Below are 20318 nucleotides of genomic sequence, written 5' to 3' on the forward strand. Positions count from 1 at the left end.
AGTCCGTGGCTGTCCGGCTCAGCGACATCAAGGAGGAGGCGCGGGCGCAGTGCCAGCACGAGCAACGGTTCCCATCCGCGCCGGGGGACAGTCGCTGAGACGGACAGCCACGGGCTGGTCCGGCCCGAGCGGCGCGACGCCCACCGAACACGGCCCCAAGGCGAAACCCCAGCCCTGCCACCCCACTCTTGACAGCCATCAAGGAAAACCCGCCACCCCCGACTATCAAGGATGAATCGAGCCCGCGGCTACGTGTCGCCGACCGGCGCGCGGGCGTGGGGAGCGCATGTGGTCACGGCACAAGCAGCGCCGCAACGCGGCATCGCGGGCAGCACGCCCTGGCTGGTGGCACTGGGAGTCTTCGCGGGGGCGGCCCTGGGCATCGCCGGCTACGCCATGGTCTACGCCGAGGGCTTCTCCTACCTGAGCGCCGAGCCGAAGGTGTGCGCGAACTGCCACATCATGCAGGCGCAGTACGACTCCTGGCAGAAGGCCAGCCACCACCACGTGGCCGTGTGCAACGACTGCCACCTGCCGCGCGGCTTCGTCGGCCAGTACTACGCCAAGGCGCGCAACGGCTTCAACCACGCCAAGGCCTACACGCTGCAGGACTTCGACGAGCCGATCGCCATCAAGGCGTTCAACAGCGACATCGTCCAGGACAACTGCCTCGCCTGCCACCGCGACCTGGTGCACGACGCCGTCCAGGCGCGCGGACCCGCGCAGGAAGCGAGCTGCGTGCACTGCCACGCGGGCGCGGGCCACGGCGAGCGCGCCGGCCTCGGCGGGCCGCGCACCTGAACCGGATACCGGAGGGCTTTTCATGAAAACTGGATCCCGACCCGTCGCAGCCCCCGCGCGTGGCATCTCCACGCCGGCGCTGCTGTCGATCACAGCCGTCGCCGCGCTGGCCGCGGTGGCCGTGTCGGCGCTGCTGGTCAACATCTACGAGCGCAAGCAGGAGGGCAAGGTCACCACCACGCGCCTGGTCGAAGTGACGCAGGACACGACCGATCCGGCCAAGTGGGGCGTGAACTGGCCCAAGCAGTACGACGCGTACAAGCTCACGGCGCAGACCACCCGCACGCGCTTCGGTGGCCACGGCGGCAGCGAGGCCCTGCCGCAGGAGAAGATCGACCGCGACCCGTGGCTCAAGCGCATGTTCCTGGGCTACGCCTTCTCGATCGACTACCGCGACCGGCGCGGCCACGCCTACATGCTGCAGGACCAGGAGAACACGCAGCGGCAGACCAAGCCGCAGACCGGCTCCTGCCTGCACTGCCACGGCTCCGTGATCCCGCTGTACAGGGAGCTGGGCGGCGGTGACGTGATCAAGGGCTTCGAGGCCACCTACAAGATCCCGTACAAGGAATTGAACAGGAAGCTGCACGACATGGGCCATGCGCAGACCGTGAGCTGCCCGGATTGCCACGACGCCAAGACGATGAAGCTGATCGTCACGCGGCCCGCGTTCCTGCAGGGCATCGAGCGGCTGGCGAATTCCGACGCGGCGACGCCCTTCGCGCCCTCGATCGAGCGCTGGCGCGCGGCCGGCAAGGCGCAGCCGTACGACCCGAACAAGGAGGCCACGCGCAACGAGATGCGCACCTTCGTGTGCGCGCAGTGCCACATCGAGTACTACTGCTCCTCGGCGATGAAGCTCACGGCGCCCTGGGGCAAGGGCACGAATGTCGACCAGATCGAGGTGTTCTGGAACGAGACGAAGATGCCCGATGGCGGCCGCTTCTTCGACTACAAGCACGCGGAAACCGGCGCGCCCATCCTGAAGGCGCAGCACCCCGAGTTCGAGCTGTGGAGCCAGGGCGTGCATGCGCGCAGCGGCGTCGCCTGCGCCGACTGCCACATGCCGTATGCGCGCGACGGCGCCACCAAGGTCTCCGACCACTGGGTGCGCAGCCCGCTGCTGAACATCAACCGTGCCTGCCAGGCGTGCCACAAGATGTCCGAGAAGGAGATCCAGGCGCGCGTCGACCAGATCCAGCAGCGCAACTTCGACCTGATGCAGCGCGGCGGCGTGGCGATCAACGCCATGATGGACGCGATCGTGCAGGCGAAGAAGGACGGCGCCACCGAGCAGGAACTGGCCGCGGCGCTGGAGCTGCAGCGCAAGGCGCAGTGGCGGCTGGACTTCATCGCGGCGGAGAATTCGATGGGATTCCATGCGCCGCAGGAGGCAGCGCGCGTGCTGGGCGAGGCGATCGACTTCGCGCGGCAGGCTGAACTGGCCGCGGTGCGGCGTGGGGCGGTGCCGGTGGTGAAGACGGCGCAGGCGGCGGCGACGACGGGGGGGATCGTCGCGACGGCGGGGACGCCGGCGAAGTAGAGGGCGTGTCGCGGATGGAGGGCCTTCTTCGGAAGGTCCTTCCTTTCTGGCCTCTTTGCGCGGCGCGGAGAAGATTCACCCCAATCAAACCACTTCCTGATCGCGGCGGGACCTCAGGATCGGGCGGTCGGTTGATCTGAGGGGTTCCCCTGCACATAGCTGAATAGACTCCTGCGCCGCTACTTGCACGGACGGATAGCAGATGCAAGTCTTTCAAGAGCCTCTTCGCTGTCGCCGGTTACCGCTAGACCGAGCAGGGAGTTATGCACGATAAATAGACGTTCCCCTTGCGGAGTATCAAAGCGAAGAGCATCTACGCCAGTCTGCACCGATCGGATTTTCTGGGCTTTAGCCAACAGCGGCGCAACTGTCTCCGCCTGCCGGATCATTGCGAAGACTGGAGGAGCCGAAAAATGCAACCTGACTTGGACATCCCTCCCCGTTGCATTCTCTTGAGTCGGAAGCCAGTCACCGGGAAGTTCGTAGCACTGACTCCCAAGCAGAACCGAATGGCCCTTTGACCAGCGGTCGTAGTAGTAAAACGTCTTCTCCGCATTCGAGGCAAAGAGCCCTAGCAAGATCCCTGCAACGCCGACGATCAATGCCAGCAGAGAGGCGAGGCGCGATTTCTTCATATGAACCCGAAATGACTTACTTCCGCTGCGGTACGGACGGAAGATTCGTAATGACGGTGGTCACGCCATTGCCCACGATGTCGCCCCTACTGGCCGGAAGCGGCCCCGTTGTCGACATGCCAGGCACTGACCCCGCGAAGCCTGCGCCAGCAGCTTGAGCCTCCTTGGCGAACTGCTCCATCGCCTTCTGCTTTTCGGACTTGAAGAAGTCCTGCGTTTGGGAGCTACACCGTCCAGACATTGCGCACTCGACCAAACGAGCATCGTGGAACTTAGCCTTTTCAGCCGCCTCCAGCGCCCGAGCACGTGCGTCGGCTGCATCCGACGCATCACTGCATGATTTGACGCCCCAGCCCACGCCTATGCCGCCGACTATCCACGGAATAAAGGGGCAAATCGGGCACAGCCCCGTCGGGTCTGCAAGGCTCAACGGTGAGTTGTGGACATAGCTGAATACGTTTGCGCGCACGCGTCGTGCGCGCCCCGCGCCGACGCAGCTATCTCGAGATCATAGAAGCAATGGAGAGCACAACCCCCACGGCGGGTACTGCAGCCACCAGCAAAATGAAGATGCGTTCGGGAATTCGCACCCGACGCACCAATGCGATTGCGATGGCAATTGTCGCTACGGTAATCGCCTGCAGCAGCATGGATTCCGCGACCGTCCCGCCGTGGAAGAAGTTGCCTGTCGATGTGAAGAACACCAAGTAGTAGAAGGCGATCGCACCCAGCACAAAGGCGGCGCGCAACAAGTTTGTAGCTTGCATGCTCATCTCCGGCACTCGCATGAGTTGTTCGTCGTATGTCGACGCTTCAGATACTCGGGAATCCGATCCATGTTCTTGAAGGCCACATCGTCGGCTGTGTCTTGCGCGAAAGACCAGCTGCCGCGCGTTAGCGCTTCTTGAAGCTTGTCGGCTTGGAACGTGAACCAGCCTTGGTTCATGTGCGCCATCTCATGAAGGATCGTGACCAGCAGCGCCGTAGCCTCCCCGTCATCCAGGCACCCCAGGTACTTCGCGTCCGCATAAATGCGTGTGTCGCCGTAGCTGTATCTGCCTGCTTTCCCGTTCTGACTCCACGTCGCAACCTCTGTGGGGTGCTTCCAACCGGGCGTCATAGCCTTCGCGGCCGCGAAAGCATTCTGGATGTCGGCTCTCGTTAGCCCGCTTGGATCGACAAAGCTCAGCGGGCTCGCCCCGACATAGGCAAATGTATTGATCCCCCCCGCCAGCCCAATCGGATCACTCTGCGCATACCGCCCCGTCCTCGGCTCGTACTCCCGGTTCCAGTTCTGGAACAGCCCCGTCTCCGCATCGAACACCTGCCCTGGAAACCGCTGGTTGTACACGAACCTGCCCGCCCCGTTCGGGTTTTCCTCCGGCCCCGTCGCCCCGAAGGCTTCCGCCGTGTCCCAGCGCCACACGATGGAGTGATCCTGCGCCGTGATCATCCTCGGCGTGTCGATGTGGTCCGCGTACGCGTTGTACACCACCGCCGCGAGATTGTTCGTGGCCGCACTGCCCGTGTGTCTCACGACACCGACCGGCGTGCTGGCCAGGTACACGGTCTCGTACACCGGGTAGCCGTTGGCGTCGTACTCCCCCAGCAACTGCCCGCCCTCGTCGTACACGAAGTGGCTCGCCCCGGTCGGCACCACCGCGGTGGGCCCGCTCTTCCTGGCCCGCTGGCCCAGCCCGTTGTACACGTAGGCCACCGTGCCCCCCGCGGTCACCGCACTGGCCATGCGCCCGCGGTCGCTGTAGCTGTACGTGTTGCGGCCATCCGCCACGATATGGCCTGCCGCATCGTAGGCGATGCTCGCCGTGCCGCTGCCGTCCTGCACGGTCGTGAGCCGGTTGCTCGTGGCGCTCACCGTGTTGGTGTAGCTCGCCGCCGTCAGGCCCCGCACGGTGCGGTTGCCGGTGTCGTCGTAGCCGTATTGGGCCGCGCTCGTGGCCTGCGTCACGGCCACCAGCCGGTCGAGGTTGTCGTAGCCGAAGCGCTGGTCGAAGGCGGTGAGCGGGTTGCCGTTGTTCGTGTGGACGAACCCAGTGATGCGGCCGGCTGCATCGCGCTGCAGCGTGCGCAAGACGCCGGCGGCACTGCCGCTGCCGGCAGGGTCGCCCAGCGTGTAGCTGGAGATGAGTCCGAAGCCGTCATACCCGATGCTGCGCGGCTTGCCGTCGGACCACAGCCAGCCTGCGACCTGGTTGTCGGCGTTGTAGGTGATGCCGGCCAGCAGCGGCAGCGCGGTGCCGCTGAAGCCCTGGCCGTCGGAGCTTACGGGCGTGACGGCAATGGCACTGACACTGCCGGCGCTGTCGTAGCTGTAGTCCACGCGCGTGCCGCTCGGATAGGTGATCGCCACCAGCTTGTCCAGGCCAGCGCCGCTGTCGCCCCAGGCGTAACGGACGGTGAAGGTCCTGCTGCCGATCGTGACCGACTTGGCTGTGAGGCGGCCCAGCGCGTCGTATGAGTAGGCGGTCTGCCCCGACTCGTCGGTCATGCGCGTCAGCTCGCCGGCAGCGGCCGGCGTGGGAGTGGCTCCCCCGTCGTATTCGAAGGTCGTCGGCGTGCCGGTCGCATAGCCGATGCGCGTCACCCGATCCAGCGCGTCGTAGGTGAAGGTGGTCGTCTTGCCGCGGGCGTCCGTGCTGGTCAGGACGTTGCCCTTGGCGTCGTGCGTGAACGTCGCGCTGCCGCTGTCGGGACTGCTCTGGGCCGTGACGCGGCCCAGGCCATTCAGGGTGTACGTCGTGGTCAGGCTGCGCGGATCCGTCACGCTGGTCAGGCCATCGGCCAAGTCGTAGCCGTAGTCCGTCCAGGTGGGCGAGCTCGATCCGGTGTTGGCCGGCTGCTCGCTCTGGATGCGGCGCCCGAGCTGGTCGTAATGGAAGTACGTGGTCTGCGCGTTGGGGTCGATGACGGTGGTCAGCAGCCCCGTGGGGTCGTAGCCGTACTGCCAGGTCATCGGCGGACGTGCGGGCGGAGCAACCTGCGCAGGTGCGGAGAGGCCCAGGAACATCGAGGCGGCCGAAACGCACGTCGCCATCAACTTCGCAATGCGCTTCATTGCGTGCCTCCCGTGACCTGCTGCAAGCGATTCAAGGTGTCGAAAGAGCGCGTGATGCTGCGTCGCAGTGCGCCGCCGGGGTCCGTGACCTCCTCCTGCGTGCGGTTGCCACTGGCATCCAGCGTGTAGCTGACGCTGTTACCCCGCGCGTCCGTGATCCCTGTCAGCCGGTGCGCAGCGTCGTAGCTGTAGCCCAGGCTCGTGCCGTCAGGCAGGGCCACGCTTGTGATCTGGCCCACGCCGTCGTAGGTGTAGGTGGTCGTGCGGGCGCCTCCCCCCGGCGGCGTTACGGTAACGGTGTCCACCCATCCGCGCGGCGTATACGTGATGTCCGTCGTGATGCCCTTCGGGTCGATCATCTGCCGTACGCGACCGACTGAGTCGTATTGGGTGAATTGGGTGGTCTGGCCAGCAGCGTTCGTGACTGTTCGCACATCTCCGATTCTGTGGCCCACCGCGTCTCCGGATCCCGAAGGTGGGAAAGCCCGCGTTGGAGGCGTGAATGCCGTCGTGTAGCGGCCGACTGCCTTCGTGATGCGCAGATCGTCGATGAACCCGTGGAACTCGCGATCCCCTGCGGCGTAGGCGCCACCAATGCGAACTGGATCGGACGACGCAGTTCGCGACCACGTAGGCCGTGATCCCTGGAGCACACCGTTGACGAACAATCGCACGGTTGTCCCGTCGTCACTGACGGCGACATGCGACCAGGAGCCGAGCTGCAAAGCGGATGTGGATGTCAAGCCGCTGCTAAACAGCCAATTCGCGTTGTCCGAGGACCCGAGCACGTTCACCTGTCCGGACGCCGTCAGGTCGATTCGAACCGGCGCAGGCTTTCCGAAACGGTCGGATTGCACGTACAGCCAGCTTCCCTTGAGGGTCAACGGCCGGATCCAGAACTCGATGGTGAACGCACCGGCGAAGTGGAACTCGCTTGCCACCGGCAACACCAACGTGGTATTGGAGGCATCGTTTCCGTCAAAGTACAGGGATGAACCGCCGAACTTGCTTTCGGCTGTACTGATCGAGACACCTCCCGCCACATTGACCGTCTTCGGCGAGAGACTGCTGTCCTGCATAACGCTGGACCCATCGATGCCGTCGCCGTGAAGCAACAGCAGGACCTGTCCCACATACGCATCGTCGGCAAAAGTGCCATCGGCATAGCGGGCGTAGGTCGTCTCGTGGCCGAGAACATCCTTCTCAGTCAGCATGCCCCCGCCAGCATCGTACGTGTACGAGGTCGAGTTGGACGGGACTGAAGTGTCGACCGTGCCATCGGGGAGAGTGGACTGGACAACTTTCCTGCAAAGCAGCGGAAGCACCCGGCCAGATGGCATGGGGGCGGCTGCCGTGCAATTCGCCGTCGCGTTCCCGTTGAATGCGTCCGGCTGTCCGTGGTACACGTATGTCGTCCTGCGCAGCGGCTCCGCGACTTGCGTCGGCAGCTTCCAGTCAGGATGCCACGTAGTCACGATCCGACGCGCACCACCCGGAAGCGACGCCGTGGTGTCCGTCACCGTGCCGCAAGCCACGGCGTTCGACAGGCCCTCTACCCGTACCGTCTCGCGATTTCGGCTGTCATACACGCTGCAGGTCCTCGTAGCCGCCGCATCGTCATGCGAGCTGACATTGCCTGCCGCGTCGAATGTGGTCGCTGTGGCAGCCGCCAGGCTGCCGGATCCGGCAGGCTGACTCACCGACGCCGGCACCGGCATGCCGAAGACGCTCTGCACGTCGATTCCCAGCGTCTGGGCATTCGGTGTGGTGACGACCGTGCCGGTGGGCGCGTCCCAGGAGTGCACGCGATGGATGGTGTCCGTCTGCGCATCGTAGGTGTCCGACACCACCCACCTCGGTCCGCTGGTATGGCTCACCGCGTACTTGTTGACGCCGTCGCCCAGCTCCTCGCTCACCGCGCGCCCCTCGGCGTCGTATGCGATCGAGGCGTGGCGCGTACCGTTCTCGTCCACCACTCTGGTCAGCGCCCAGGGCAGCGCTGCGTTCTCATAGGCAAACCTTGCCGTCTTGCCGTCCGGCCACGCCAAGGACACGAGATTCCTGTTCGCGTCATACGCAGGCAGAATGACCTGCCAATCGGGCGCGATGATCTTGGAAACGACATTGTTGGCGTAGGCGAACTGCACGCTCCGGCCGTCGCCGTCTGTGACGCTGACCAGGTTGCCATTGGCATACATGAACGTCAGTACCGATCCGTCGATGCCTGCAATCGACTGCAGTTGCCCTTTCGCATCGAACGTCTCGATCTTCCCGGAGTTGATGTCCGTGAACCTGTAGCCACCGGAAATCGACGCCAGGCTGGCATTGTTGTAGCCCGATGCAGCGAAGTTCCCTGCACCGTCGCCCGTGAAGGAGAGGACCCGGCCATCCCCCCTGGAGACGAGCGCTGTCTTCTTGCTGGGAGACACTTGCAACTTGTGATGAAAACTGGAGTGCCAAAGCGGGCCGAATCCGTTTGGCTCGGTCAGGGAGGTGATGTTGTCAGCCGACGCAGGTCGCTGGCCTGGCACGGAGTCATACGTCAGCATCAAGGCGCCGCCGCGCAGTTTCACCCCGGTCTGCTCAAACCAGATTTCGGATCCCAGCACGGGATCGATCGGCTTGCCGAACAGACAGCGGATGCACACGGGAGCCTGAGTCTGGTTTTCCTCATCGAGCTTGGAGCAGCTGTTCCGGGTGGTCGGGTTCAGGTCATAGCCTGCGTTGCAGGCGCATGTGCTGTTAACTGCGGCCGTCGAATTCGAGGGGCAACTGGACGTAATGGGAGGCGTCCGATAGTTGATCGTGTATACGCCGACCCTGAAACATCCCGTGCCCGAGCAGCCAGGCGGGTATGTGGGGTTGTAAATCGAGCACGAGTAGCCAGAGGCATCGCCTGCCGCGTAGCTTACCGGGGCGGTGTTTGTCTGCGTTCCAGACAGGATGCTCACGTAAGTGATACCGTTGTTGTTCGAGGTAGTCGTCCGCGTCGCGGCGTACTGGCAAGCCGCTGCGGCCGATGCACTCCACGGCGCTTCAGGATTCGTGAATTCAGTCGGACGGAACTCAAACCCGCTTCCACCCGACTGTGTAGCTGGAAACGCGGCCCAAACGGGCATGCTGGCCGCAATCAGAACCGTAACCAAGACTTGCCAGACGCGCGATCCACGACGCGCCAATAACTTTTTGTGCACGTATTTATACCTATTCAATCTGGATAAGGATGAATACCCGGCGCAGGGTGCTGAAGTGCCAACCGGATGCGGCCCTTCGTAGATTCAAGGAAAGGACGAAAGACGGGTTGGGTTCAACGGCGCGGAATCGCGTCAAGTCACGTCGTCGTGTCCATCACAGGCTGACCTGGACGGCGTGGTCAATGCCGGCGCGCACGCGAATGCGAGCTTCAACGGTGCCTCCCGATGCCTCCCTGATACCGGCCGCTATGCTGCGGCTGCAAAGGGCGCTCAGTCACTAAGCCAAATCCGTAGTTGGCACTACGCGACGGCGGCTAGTACAAATCCCCCATGGCACGCGATCAAGCCGATCGGGTAATTCGCTCCCCAAAACAAGAGAGCGGCCCAAGGCCGCTCTCAGCCCCGCCTGCAGCGGGGGTGGCGCTCTATGCGCCAGGAGGCTCGCCGTAACCAGCGGCGAGTGACGACAGGTTAAGGCGACCCGGCCGGGATTCCTTGCCCCAGATCAACTTCGCGCCGGGACTAGTCCCACCGAACTATCCCTCCTCGTTCTTCCGCCGCGCCCGGCTCGTCCACGGAGGGATGTTCGCGGCGGCCCCGCGCGCCCACAGTTCCTTGCGTCGACCCAGCACAAGGAATCGAACCATCGTGTCCACCGCAACCCTCCCCGCCGCCGGCCGCGCCTCCGTGGCCGGCGTCGCGCCGTCCTCCGCGCGCCGCGCGTGGTCGGTCCTCGTCGTCAGCACCCTGTCGTTCACGGTGTGCTTCATGGTGTGGATGATGTTCGGCGTGATCGGCATCCCGATCAAGAAGGCGCTGAACCTCAACGCCACCGAGTTCGGCCTGCTCACCGCCACGCCCGTGCTCACCGGCTCGCTGATCCGCGTGCCCCTGGGCATCTGGACGGACCGCTTCGGCGGCCGCGTCGTGCTGGCGACGCTGATGGCCATCACGGTGCCGGCCATCTGGCTCATGGCCTACGCCACGCAGTACTGGCACTTCCTCGTCATCGGCCTGTTCGTCGGCCTGGCCGGCGGCTCGTTCTCCGTCGGCACGCCCTACGTCGCCCGCTGGTTCCCGAAGAACCGCCAGGGCTTCGCGATGGGCGTGTACGGCGCGGGCAACTCCGGCGCGGCCGTCAACAAGTTCGTCGCCCCCGTGCTGCTGGTGGCGTTCGGCTGGCAGGCCGTGCCGCACGTGTATGCGGCCGTGATGCTCGGCACCGTGATCCTGTTCCTGTTCTTCAGCCACAGCAACCCGCACCACCTGGTGCCCAGCACCGTCACCTTCCGCGACCAGCTCAAGGCGCTGAAGGACCCGAAGGTGCTGCGCTACTGCCAGTACTACAGCATCGTGTTCGGCGGCTACGTGGCGCTGTCGCTGTGGATGGTGCAGTACTACGTCGGCGAGTTCGGCCTCGACATCCGCGTGGCCGCCCTGCTGGCCGCCTGCTTCTCGCTGCCCGGCGGCGTGCTGCGCGCCATCGGCGGCTGGCTCTCCGACAAGTACGGCGCACACCAGATGACGTGGTGGGTGATGTGGGTGAGCTGGATCTGCCTGTTCCTGCTCTCGTACCCGCAGACCGACCTCACGGTCGCCACCGTCAACGGGCCGCAGAGCTTCCACATCGGGCTCAATGTGTACGCGTTCACCGCGCTGATGTTCGTGCTGGGCATCGCCTGGGCCTTCGGCAAGGCGAGCGTCTTCAAGTACATCAGCGACGACTACCCGAAGAACATCGGCACCATCTCCGGCATCGTCGGCCTGGCCGGCGGCCTCGGCGGCTTCTTCCTGCCGATCATGTTCGGCATCCTGATGGACCTCACCGGCGTGCGCTCCAGCGCCTTCTGGCTGATGTACGGCGTGGTCTGGGTGTCCCTGATCTGGATGTACTTCACCGAGGTGCGGCGCACCGAGGTGATGGGCGAGCACGCCCCCGCTTCCCCCTCGTTCTCGCATTGAGCCAAGGAGATTCGCCATGGCATTGAGCACCACCCATGTCCCCGCCGCGAGGCCCGGACGCACGCTGACCATCTGGACGCCGGAGGACAAGGCCTTCTGGGAACGGGAAGGCGAGGCCATCGCCAAGATCAACCTCTGGATCAGCGTGCCGGCGCTGTTCCTCGCCTTCGCGGTCTGGCAGGTGTGGAGCGTGGTGGCCGTGGGCCTGCCGGCCCTGGGCTTCAAGTACTCCACCAACCAGCTGTTCTGGCTCGCCGCGGCGCCCGCGCTTTCGGGTGCGACGCTGCGCATCTTCTATTCCTTCATCGTGCCGCTGGTGGGCGGCCGGCGCTGGACGGCGATCTCCACCGCCTCGCTGCTGTTGCCCGCCATCGGCATCGGCATGGCGGTGCAGGACAACACCACCAGCTATCCGACCATGCTGATGCTCGCGCTGCTGTGCGGCCTGGGGGGCGGCAACTTCTCCTCCAGCATGGCCAACATCAGCTTCTTCTTCCCGAAGGAGCGCAAGGGCTCGGCGCTGGGCGTGAATGCCGGCCTGGGCAACCTGGGCGTCTCGGTGGTGCAGTTCCTCAGCCCGCTCGTGATCACCGCCGGCGTGTTCGGCGTGCTCGGGGGTGACGCGCAGACCATCATCAAGGACGGCCAGGCCGTCAAGGTGTGGACGCAGAACGCCGCCTTCATCTGGGTGCCGTGGATCGCGCTGGCCTCCTTCGCGGCCTGGTTCGGCATGAACGACATCGCGGACGCCAAGGCCTCCTTCGCCACGCAGGCCACCATCTTCGGCCGCAAGCACACGTGGCTGATGTGCCTGCTGTACCTTGGAACCTTCGGCTCCTTCATCGGCTACGCGGCGGGCTTCCCGCTCCTGATCAAGAGCCAGTTCCCGAATGTGAACCCGCTCGCCTACGCGTGGATGGGCCCGCTGGTCGGCGCCGTGATCCGGCCCTTCGGCGGCTGGCTGTCCGACAAGCTCGGTGGTGCCCGCGTCACCTTCTGGAACTTCGTGGTGATGGCCGGCGCCGTGGCCGGCGTGCTGTACTTCCTGCCCCTGCACGGCCAGGGCGGCAACTTCACCGGCTTCTTCCTCATGTTCCTGGTGCTGTTCCTCACCACGGGCATCGGCAACGGCTCCACCTTCCGCATGATCCCGGTGATCTTCCTGAACCAGGCGCTGCAGGGCGTCAACAAGTTCGACACCGATGCGATGGCCCGCGCCACCAAGGAAGGCAACACCGAAGGCGCGGCGACGCTCGGCTTCACCGCCGCCTTCGCGGCCTACGGCGGCTTCTTCATTCCCAAGAGCTACGGCACGTCGATCACGATGACGGGCGGCCCGGAAGCGGCGCTGTACATCTTCATTTCCTTCTACCTGCTGTGCATTGCAGTGACATGGTGGTTCTACGCGCGCAAGAACGCGGAGATGCCTTGCTGAGCGCCCCCATCCCCACCTCCACCCCAAGAAAAGTGCAAGCACTTTTCTCGGGGACCCCGAAGGCCTCCCCCAGCGGGGGAGGGAGCAATACCGGAGAGAACAATGAGTCACTTCCTCGACCGCCTCACCTGGTTCGCGCAGCCGCGCGAATCGTTCTCGGAGGGCCACGGCCAGACCACCAACGAAGACCGCTCCTGGGAGCACGCCTACCGCGACCGGTGGGCCCACGACAAGGTCGTGCGCAGCACCCACGGCGTGAACTGCACGGGCTCCTGCTCGTGGAAGATCTACGTCAAGGGCGGCATCGTCACCTGGGAAACCCAGCAGACGGACTACCCGCGCACGCGCTGGGACATGCCCAACCACGAGCCGCGCGGCTGCGCCCGCGGCGCCAGCTACAGCTGGTACCTGTATTCCGCCAACCGCGTGAAATACCCTCTGGTGCGCGGCCGGCTGCTCAAGCTGTGGCGCGAGGCGCGCCGCACGCTGCCGCCGGTGGCGGCCTGGGCCCGCATCGTCGGTGACGAGACCACCCGGCGCAGCTGGCAGCAGGTGCGCGGCCTCGGCGGCTTCGTGCGTTCGAGCTGGGACGAGGTCAACGAGATCGTCGCGGCGGCCAACATCCACACCATCCGCCGCCACGGGCCCGACCGCGTGATCGGCTTCTCGCCGATCCCGGCCATGTCGATGGTCAGCTACGCCGCCGGTTCGCGCTACCTGTCGCTGATCGGTGGCGTGTGCATGTCGTTCTACGACTGGTACTGCGACCTGCCGCCCGCCTCGCCGCAGATCTGGGGCGAGCAGACCGACGTGCCCGAATCGGCCGACTGGTACAACAGCAGCTACATCATCGCCTGGGGCTCCAACGTCCCGCAGACCCGCACGCCGGACGCCCATTTCTTCACCGAGGTCCGCTACAAGGGCACCAAGACGGTGGCCGTCACGCCGGACTACTCCGAGGTCGCCAAGCTGGCCGACCTGTGGATGCATCCCAAGCAGGGCACGGACGCGGCGCTGGCGATGGCCATGGGCCACGTGATCCTCAAGGAGTTCTACTTCGACAGGCGCAGCGCGTACTTCGACGACTACGCGCGCCGCTACACGGACCTGCCGATGCTGGTGCTGATGAAGGAGCAGCAGCTGCCCTCCGGCGAGACGGCGCTGGTGCCGGACCGGTATCTCCGCGCCTCGGACTTCAACGGCAAGCTGGGGCAGGCGAACAACCCCGAATGGAAGACCCTTGCCTTCGACGAGGCGGGCAAGGTGGTTTGCCCCAAGGGCGCCATCGGTTTCCGCTGGGGGCCGGACGGGCGGCCGGATGCGGGCCAGTGGAACCTGGAGGCGAAGGAGGCGCGCGGCAACGGCGACGTGAAGCTGAAGCTGTCGGTGCTGGAAGGGGAGAAAGCGGAGGCGGGCAACGCGAAGGTGGCGTTCCCGTACTTCGGTGGGATTGCGCACGAGCACTTCGCGTCGAGCGAGCATGGGGATGTGCTGGTGCGCGATGTGCCGGTGCAGCGGATCAAGTTGGGGAAGGCGGGGGAGGAGAGGTTTGCGACGGTCGCGACTGTGTTCGATTTGCAGGCGGCGCAGTATGGCGTACCAAGGGCATTGCGCGGGGAAGTGCCCCCACCCCAGCCCTCCCCCGGAGGGGGAGGGAGTGAAAGCGGGTATGACGTGGTCGCGCCGTATACGCCGGCGTGGGCCGAGAAGATCACCGGCGTGCCGCGCCAGCAGGTCATCACCGTGGCGCGCCAGTTCGCCGAGAACGCCGACAAGACCAACGGCCGCTCGATGGTGATCATCGGCGCGGCGATGAACCACTGGTACCACGCCGACATGAACTACCGCGGCGTGATCAACATGCTGATGCTGTGCGGCTGCATCGGCCAGTCCGGCGGCGGCTGGGCGCACTACGTGGGCCAGGAGAAGCTGCGGCCGCAGACCGGCTGGACGGCGCTGGCCTTCGCGCTGGACTGGATCCGCCCGCCGCGGCAGATGAACTCCACCTCCTTCTTCTACGCCCACACCGACCAGTGGCGCTACGAGAAGCTGGGCGTGGAGGAAGTGCTGTCGCCGCTGGCCGACGCCTCGAAGTTCGGCGGCAGCCTGATCGACTACAACGTGCGCGCGGAGCGCATGGGCTGGCTGCCGTCGGCGCCGCAACTGCAGACCAACCCGCTGCAGGTGGTGAAGGACGCCGCGGGCGGCGACGTCAAGGAGTACGTCGTCAAGTCGCTGAAGTCCGGGGCGCTGAAGATGTCCTGCGAGGACCCGGACAACCCCGCCAACTGGCCGCGCAACCTGTTCGTGTGGCGCTCCAACATCCTGGGCTCCTCGGGCAAGGGCCACGAGTACTTCCTCAAGCACCTGCTGGGCACCTCGCACGGCGTGCAGGGCAAGGACCTCGGGCGCGACCAGGCGAAGCCCGAGGAAGTGGTGTGGCACGCGCAGGCGCCGGAAGGCAAGCTGGACCTGGTGGTCACGCTGGACTTCCGCATGTCCACCACCTGCCTGTACTCCGACATCGTGCTGCCCACGGCCACCTGGTACGAGAAGAACGACCTCAACACCAGCGACATGCATCCCTTCATCCACCCGCTGTCCACCGCGGTGGATCCGGCCTGGGAAGCGCGCAGCGACTGGGAGATCTACAAGGGCTTCGCGAAGAAGTTCAGCGAACTGGCCGACGGCCACCTCGGCGTGGAAAAGGAGGTGGTGCTGTCGCCGCTGATGCACGACACGCCGGCCGAACTCGCCCAGCCGCTGGGCGTGGCCGACTGGAAGCGAGGCGAGTGCGAGCTGATCCCCGGCAAGACGGCGCCCAACATCGCGGTGGTCGAGCGCGACTACCCCAACGTGTACAAGCGCTTCACGGCGCTGGGCCCCCTGATGGCCAAGGCCGGCAACGGCGGCAAGGGCATCACCTGGAACACGCAGGACGAGGTGGAGCAGCTCGGGCAGCTCAATGGCACGGTCAAGGAGCCGGGCGCCACCGAGGGCCTGCCGAAGATCCAGACCGACATCGACGCCTGCGAGGTGATCCTGCAGCTCGCGCCCGAGACCAACGGCCACGTCGCCGTCAAGGCCTGGGAGGCGCTGGGCAAGGCGACCGGCCGCGAGCACACGCACCTGGCGCTGCACCGCGAGGACGAGAAGATCCGCTTCCGCGACGTGCAGGCGCAGCCGCGCAAGATCATCTCCTCGCCCACCTGGAGCGGGCTGGAAAGCGAGAAGGTCTCGTACAACGCCGGCTACACCAACGTGCACGAGCTGATCCCGTGGCGCACGCTCACCGGGCGCCAGCAGTTCTTCCTGGACCACCCGTGGATGACGGCCTTCGGCGAGCAGTTCTCCAGCTACCGGCCGCCGGTGGACCTGAAGACCACGGGCGAGATCGCGGGCATCCAGCCGAACGGCAACCCCGAGATCCAGCTGAACTTCATCACGCCGCACCAGAAGTGGGGCATCCACTCCACGTACAGCGACAACCTGATCATGCTCACGCTCAATCGCGGCGGGCCGGTGGTGTGGCTGTCGGAGGACGACGCGAAACGCGCCGGCATCGTCGACAACGACTGGGTGGAGCTGTTCAACGTGAACGGCGCGATCACGGCCCGCGCGGTGGTGAGCCAGCGCGTGAACCCCGGCATGGTGCTGATGTACCACGCGCAGGAAAAGATCATCAACACGCCCGGCTCGGAGATCACCGGTGCCCGCGGCGGCATCCACAACTCGGTGACCCGCATCGTGGTCAAGCCCACGCACATGATCGGCGGCTACGCGCAGTTCAGCTACGGCTTCAACTACTACGGGACCATCGGCACCAACCGCGACGAGTTCGTGGTGGTGCGCAAGATGAACAAGGTGGACTGGCTGGACGACGAAGCCGCTGCCACGACGCAGGAAGGAGCGCACGCATGAAAGTCCGCGCACAGATCGCGATGGTCCTGAACCTGGACAAGTGCATCGGCTGCCACACCTGTTCGGTCACGTGCAAGAACGTCTGGACCTCCCGCCCGGGCATGGAGTACGCCTGGTTCAACAACGTCGAGAGCAAGCCCGGCATCGGTTACCCCAAGGAATGGGAGAACCAGGGCAAGTGGCAGGGCGGCTGGACGCGCAACGCCGACGGCTCCATCGAGCCGCGCCAGGGCGGCAAGCTCAAGCTGCTGATGCGCATCTTCGCCAACCCGAACCTGCCGCAGATCGACGACTACTACGAACCCTTCACCTACGACTACGAGCACCTGCAGACGGCGCCCGAGATGAAGGCCGCGCCCACGGCGCGCCCGCGCAGCCTGATCACCGGCCAGCGCATGGAGAAGATCGAGTGGGGCCCGAACTGGGAGGAGATCCTGGGCGGCGAATTCTCCAAGCGCAGCAAGGACCAGAACCTCGCCGGCTTCGAGCAGGTGCAGAAGGACATGGTGGGCCAGTTCGAGAACACCTTCCTGATGTACCTGCCGCGCCTGTGCGAGCACTGCCTCAACCCGGCCTGCGTGGCGTCGTGCCCCTCCGGCTCGATCTACAAGCGCGAGGAGGACGGCATCGTCCTGATCGACCAGGACAAGTGCCGCGGCTGGCGCATGTGCGTCTCCGGCTGCCCGTACAAGAAGATCTACTACAACTGGCAAAGCGGCAAGGCCGAGAAGTGCGTGTTCTGCTATCCGCGCATCGAGGCCGGCCAGCCCACGGTCTGCTCCGAAACCTGCGTGGGCCGCATCCGCTACCTCGGCGTGGTGCTCTATGACGCCGACCGCATCGAGCACGCGGCCAGCACCGCCAACGAGCAGGACCTGTACGAGGCGCAACTGAGCCTGTTCCTCGATCCCAACGACCCGTACGTCATCGAGCAGGCCCGGCGCGACGGCATCCCTGACGCGTGGCTGGAAGCGGCCAAGGCGAGCCCGGTGTGGAAGATGGCGATGGACTGGAAGGTCGCCCTGCCGCTGCACCCCGAGTACCGCACGCTGCCCATGGTGTGGTACGTGCCGCCGCTGTCGCCGATCACCTCCGCCGCCAACGCCGGCGAGATCGGCATCAACGGCGAGCTGCCGGATGTGTCGGAACTGCGCATCCCGCTGCAGTACCTGGCGAACCTGCTCACTGCCGGCCAGACCGGTCCCGTAGTGCGCGCCCTCGAGCGCATGCTGGCCATGCGCGCGTACCAGCGCGGCAAGCATGTCGACGGCGTGGTCAACACCCGCGTGCTGCAGCAAGCGGGCCTGACGGAGCGCCAGGTCGAGGAGATGTACCGCACCATGGCCATCGCCAACTACGAGGACCGCTTCGTGATCCCGTCCTCGCACCGCGAGTACGCCGAGAACACGTTCGACATGAAGGGCGGCTGCGGCTTCTCCTTCGGCAACGGCTGCTCCGACGGCGCCAGCGACGCCAGCCTGTTCGGCGGCAGGAAGAAGCGCACCATCCCGATCGCGGTGGAGAAGGTATGACGCACTCCATGCACTACACCTTGCGGGCGCTGGCGCTCCTGCTGTCCTATCCCGGCGAGCAGTTGCGCGCGATCCTGCCGGAGCTGGTCACGGCCATCGACGTCGAGCGCGCGCTGCCCGGGCTGCGCCGGGCTGAGATCCAGTCCCTGGCGTCCGAGCTGCTGCGCGCCGACCCGCTGGAGGCGGAAGCGCGCTACGTGGAACTGTTCGACCGCGGCCGCAGCACCTCGCTGCACCTGTTCGAGCACGTGCACGGCGACTCGCGCGACCGCGGCCCGGCGATGGTGGACCTGGTGAAGACCTACGAGTCCGCCGGCCTGCACCTGGAAGGCCGCGAGCTGCCGGACCACCTGTGCGTGGTGCTGGAGTTCGCCTCCACCCAGCCGCCCAAGGTGGCGAAGGCCTTCCTCGGCGAGATGACGCACATCCTGCAGGCGATCTTCAGCGCGCTGCGCCAGCGTGACAGCGCCTACGCGACGCTCCTCGCCGCGGTGCTGGAACTCGCCGGCCAGAAGGTGGAGGCGGTGCCCGTGGCGCCCGAGGAGAGCCTCGACGCCACCTGGGCCGAGCCGGTCGCCTTCGGCGGCTGCAGCACGCAGGGCCAGGCCGCCCCGGGCCAGCCCCAACCGATCCAGATCGTGCGGCGCAAGTCGCCGCAAGGAGAGCCCGCATGAAAGCCCTCGACGCCTTCCTCTTCGGCACCTACCCCTACATCTGCCTCGTGGTGTTCTTCCTGGGCAGCCTGGTGCGCTTCGACCGCGAGCAGTACACGTGGAAGAGCGACTCGTCGCAGCTGCTGCGCGCCGGCCAGCTGCGCTGGGGCAGCAACCTGTTCCACGTCGGCATCCTGTTCCTGTTCTTCGGCCACACGGTGGGGCTGCTCACGCCGCACTTCGTCTACGAGCCCTTCGTTTCGCCCGGATCCAAGCAGCTCATGGCCATGGCGAGCGGCGGCATCGCGGGCCTGCTCGGGTTCGCCGGCGTCACCATCCTGCTGCACCGGCGCCTGACCGAGCCGCGCATCCGCATCAACTCGCGCGCGGCCGACATCGCGCTGCTGGTGCTGCTGTGGCTGCAGTTCGCGCTGGGCCTGGTGACCATCCATTCGTCGGCGCAGCACCTGGATGGCGGGCTGATGATGCGGTTCGGCGAGTGGGCGCAGCGCATCGTCACCTTCCGCGGCGGCGCGGTCGAACAGCTGGCCGAGGCGGGCCTCGTGTTCAAGCTGCACATGTTCCTGGGCATGACGATCTTCCTCGTCTTCCCGTTCACGCGGCTCGTGCACGTGTGGAGCGGTTTCGCCAGCGTGGCCTACGTGTGGCGGCCCTACCAGGTGGTGCGCACGAAGCGCAGGATCGTCAAGGCGCAGCCCGCGCGCGCCGGCGAACCGGCCGGCCCGATGGCGCAACCGGTGCCCGACTTCGAGCCGCGGAGGGCCGCATGAGCGCAGCCCTCGCAGCGGTCAACGGCGTGGCGCTGCAGCAGCCCGGCGAGGAGGTCTCGCCCGGGGAGCTGCGCGAGCGCGCCTGGAGCGAGCTGCTGCGGCAGGAAGCGGTGCGCGGCGGATGGCTGCCGCCGCAGCAGGTGACGCAGGCGCCCCGGCTTGACGCCGATGGCGAGGCGGCGATCCACCGCATGCTGCAGCAGGAGGTGCCCCTGCGCACGCCGGACGAGGAGGAATGCGCCCGCTTCCACCGCCTGCAGCCGCAGCTCTTCGCCCTGGGCAGCAAGGTGCACGTGCGCCACATCCTGTTCGCCGTGACACCCGGCGTGGACGTGCGCGCCCTGGCGCAGCGCGCCGAGGAGGTGCTGCTGGAGCTGGCCCACCGCGAGGCGCCTCCCGAGCGCTTCGCCCAGCGGGCGCGCGAACTCTCCAACTGCCCGAGCGGCGCGGACGGCGGCGACCTGGGCTGGCTGGCGCCGCCGGATTGCGCGCCGGAGCTGGGCGCGGTGTTCTTCGACGAGAAGCTGGCGGGACTGCAGCCGCGGCTGGTCCAGAGCCGTTTCGGCCTGCACATCGTGGACATCGTCGATCGCGAGCCGGGCCGGCCGGTGCCGTACGAGCAGGCGCGCGAACGCATCGCCGCCCTGCTGGCCCAGCAGTCGCGCCGCACGGCCCTGCACCAGTACATCCGCGTGCTGGCCGGCCGCGCCCGCATCGAGGGCGTGGAGCTGGAGGCGGCCGAGTCGCCGCTGGTGCAGTAGGAGGCAAGAACAGC

13 protein-coding genes are annotated in these 20318 nt (G+C 66.2%); 9 read left to right on the forward strand and 4 right to left on the reverse strand.

All coding sequences use genetic code 11. The features are described from left to right. The first annotated feature begins 231 nt into the window (after window positions 1-231). Together nrfH and WG923_RS25010 are read left to right on the forward strand one after the other, a co-directional pair. Window positions 232-801: a cytochrome c nitrite reductase small subunit gene (gene nrfH / locus WG923_RS25005; protein WP_340353730.1), complete on the forward strand. Its 570-nt coding sequence runs from the start codon at window positions 232-234 to the stop codon at window positions 799-801. A gap of 22 nt (window positions 802-823) precedes the next feature. Then, window positions 824-2344 carry an ammonia-forming cytochrome c nitrite reductase subunit c552 gene (locus WG923_RS25010; protein ID WP_340353731.1) on the forward strand — a complete coding sequence of 507 codons (1521 nt, stop codon included), beginning with the start codon at window positions 824-826 and terminating at the stop codon, window positions 2342-2344. Between the two features lie 179 nt (window positions 2345-2523). On the opposite strand, the gene WG923_RS25015 is transcribed toward WG923_RS25010, so the two are convergent. The 4 genes from WG923_RS25015 to WG923_RS25030 form a co-directional block, all read right to left on the reverse strand. Beyond that, on the reverse strand, window positions 2524-2979 hold the full coding sequence (locus WG923_RS25015) for a hypothetical protein (RefSeq protein ID WP_340353732.1): 456 nt from the start codon (window positions 2977-2979) through the stop codon (window positions 2524-2526). Between the two features lie 497 nt (window positions 2980-3476). Beyond that, window positions 3477-3746: a hypothetical protein gene (locus tag WG923_RS25020; protein WP_340353733.1), complete on the reverse strand. Its 270-nt coding sequence runs from the start codon at window positions 3744-3746 to the stop codon at window positions 3477-3479. Between the two features lie 2 nt (window positions 3747-3748). After that, window positions 3749-6055, reverse strand: a complete 2307-nt coding sequence (locus WG923_RS25025) for an RHS repeat-associated core domain-containing protein (protein WP_340353734.1) — start codon at window positions 6053-6055, stop codon at window positions 3749-3751. Next, window positions 6052-8703, reverse strand: coding sequence for a LamG-like jellyroll fold domain-containing protein (locus WG923_RS25030; RefSeq protein ID WP_340353735.1), 2652 nt, complete (start codon window positions 8701-8703; stop codon window positions 6052-6054). Before WG923_RS25030 ends, WG923_RS25025 begins: the two co-directional genes overlap by 4 nt. A gap of 1233 nt (window positions 8704-9936) precedes the next feature. Between WG923_RS25030 and WG923_RS25035 the strand changes: the two genes are divergently transcribed. From WG923_RS25035 to WG923_RS25065, 7 genes are all read left to right on the forward strand, one after another. After that, complete coding sequence (locus tag WG923_RS25035) at window positions 9937-11211, forward strand: MFS transporter (protein WP_340353762.1); 1275 nt, start codon at window positions 9937-9939, stop codon at window positions 11209-11211. A gap of 16 nt (window positions 11212-11227) precedes the next feature. Beyond that, a complete protein-coding gene (locus WG923_RS25040; protein ID WP_340353736.1) occupies window positions 11228-12646 on the forward strand; it encodes an MFS transporter in 1419 nt (472 codons plus the stop codon). Between the two features lie 102 nt (window positions 12647-12748). After that, the gene (locus WG923_RS25045) at window positions 12749-16567 is read left to right on the forward strand and encodes a nitrate reductase subunit alpha (RefSeq protein ID WP_340353737.1); all 3819 of its coding nucleotides are present in this window, start codon (window positions 12749-12751) and stop codon (window positions 16565-16567) included. Beyond that, window positions 16564-18099: a nitrate reductase subunit beta gene (narH, locus tag WG923_RS25050; RefSeq protein WP_340353738.1), complete on the forward strand. Its 1536-nt coding sequence runs from the start codon at window positions 16564-16566 to the stop codon at window positions 18097-18099. Before WG923_RS25045 ends, narH begins: the two co-directional genes overlap by 4 nt. Beyond that, window positions 18096-18773 (forward strand): nitrate reductase molybdenum cofactor assembly chaperone, encoded by a 678-nt coding sequence (gene narJ / locus WG923_RS25055; protein WP_340353739.1) that lies wholly within the window; start codon window positions 18096-18098, stop codon window positions 18771-18773. Before narH ends, narJ begins: the two co-directional genes overlap by 4 nt. After that, entirely contained in the window at window positions 18770-19543 is a 774-nt protein-coding gene (gene narI / locus WG923_RS25060; protein ID WP_340353740.1) for a respiratory nitrate reductase subunit gamma, read from the forward strand. Before narJ ends, narI begins: the two co-directional genes overlap by 4 nt. Further along, complete coding sequence (locus WG923_RS25065) at window positions 19540-20304, forward strand: peptidylprolyl isomerase (RefSeq protein ID WP_340353741.1); 765 nt, start codon at window positions 19540-19542, stop codon at window positions 20302-20304. Before narI ends, WG923_RS25065 begins: the two co-directional genes overlap by 4 nt. The last annotated feature ends 14 nt before the right edge of the window (window positions 20305-20318 follow it).

Origin of the sequence: Ramlibacter sp. AN1133, assembly GCF_037890035.1 — a bacterium.
Taxonomy (GTDB): Bacteria; Pseudomonadota; Gammaproteobacteria; order Burkholderiales; family Burkholderiaceae_C; genus Ramlibacter.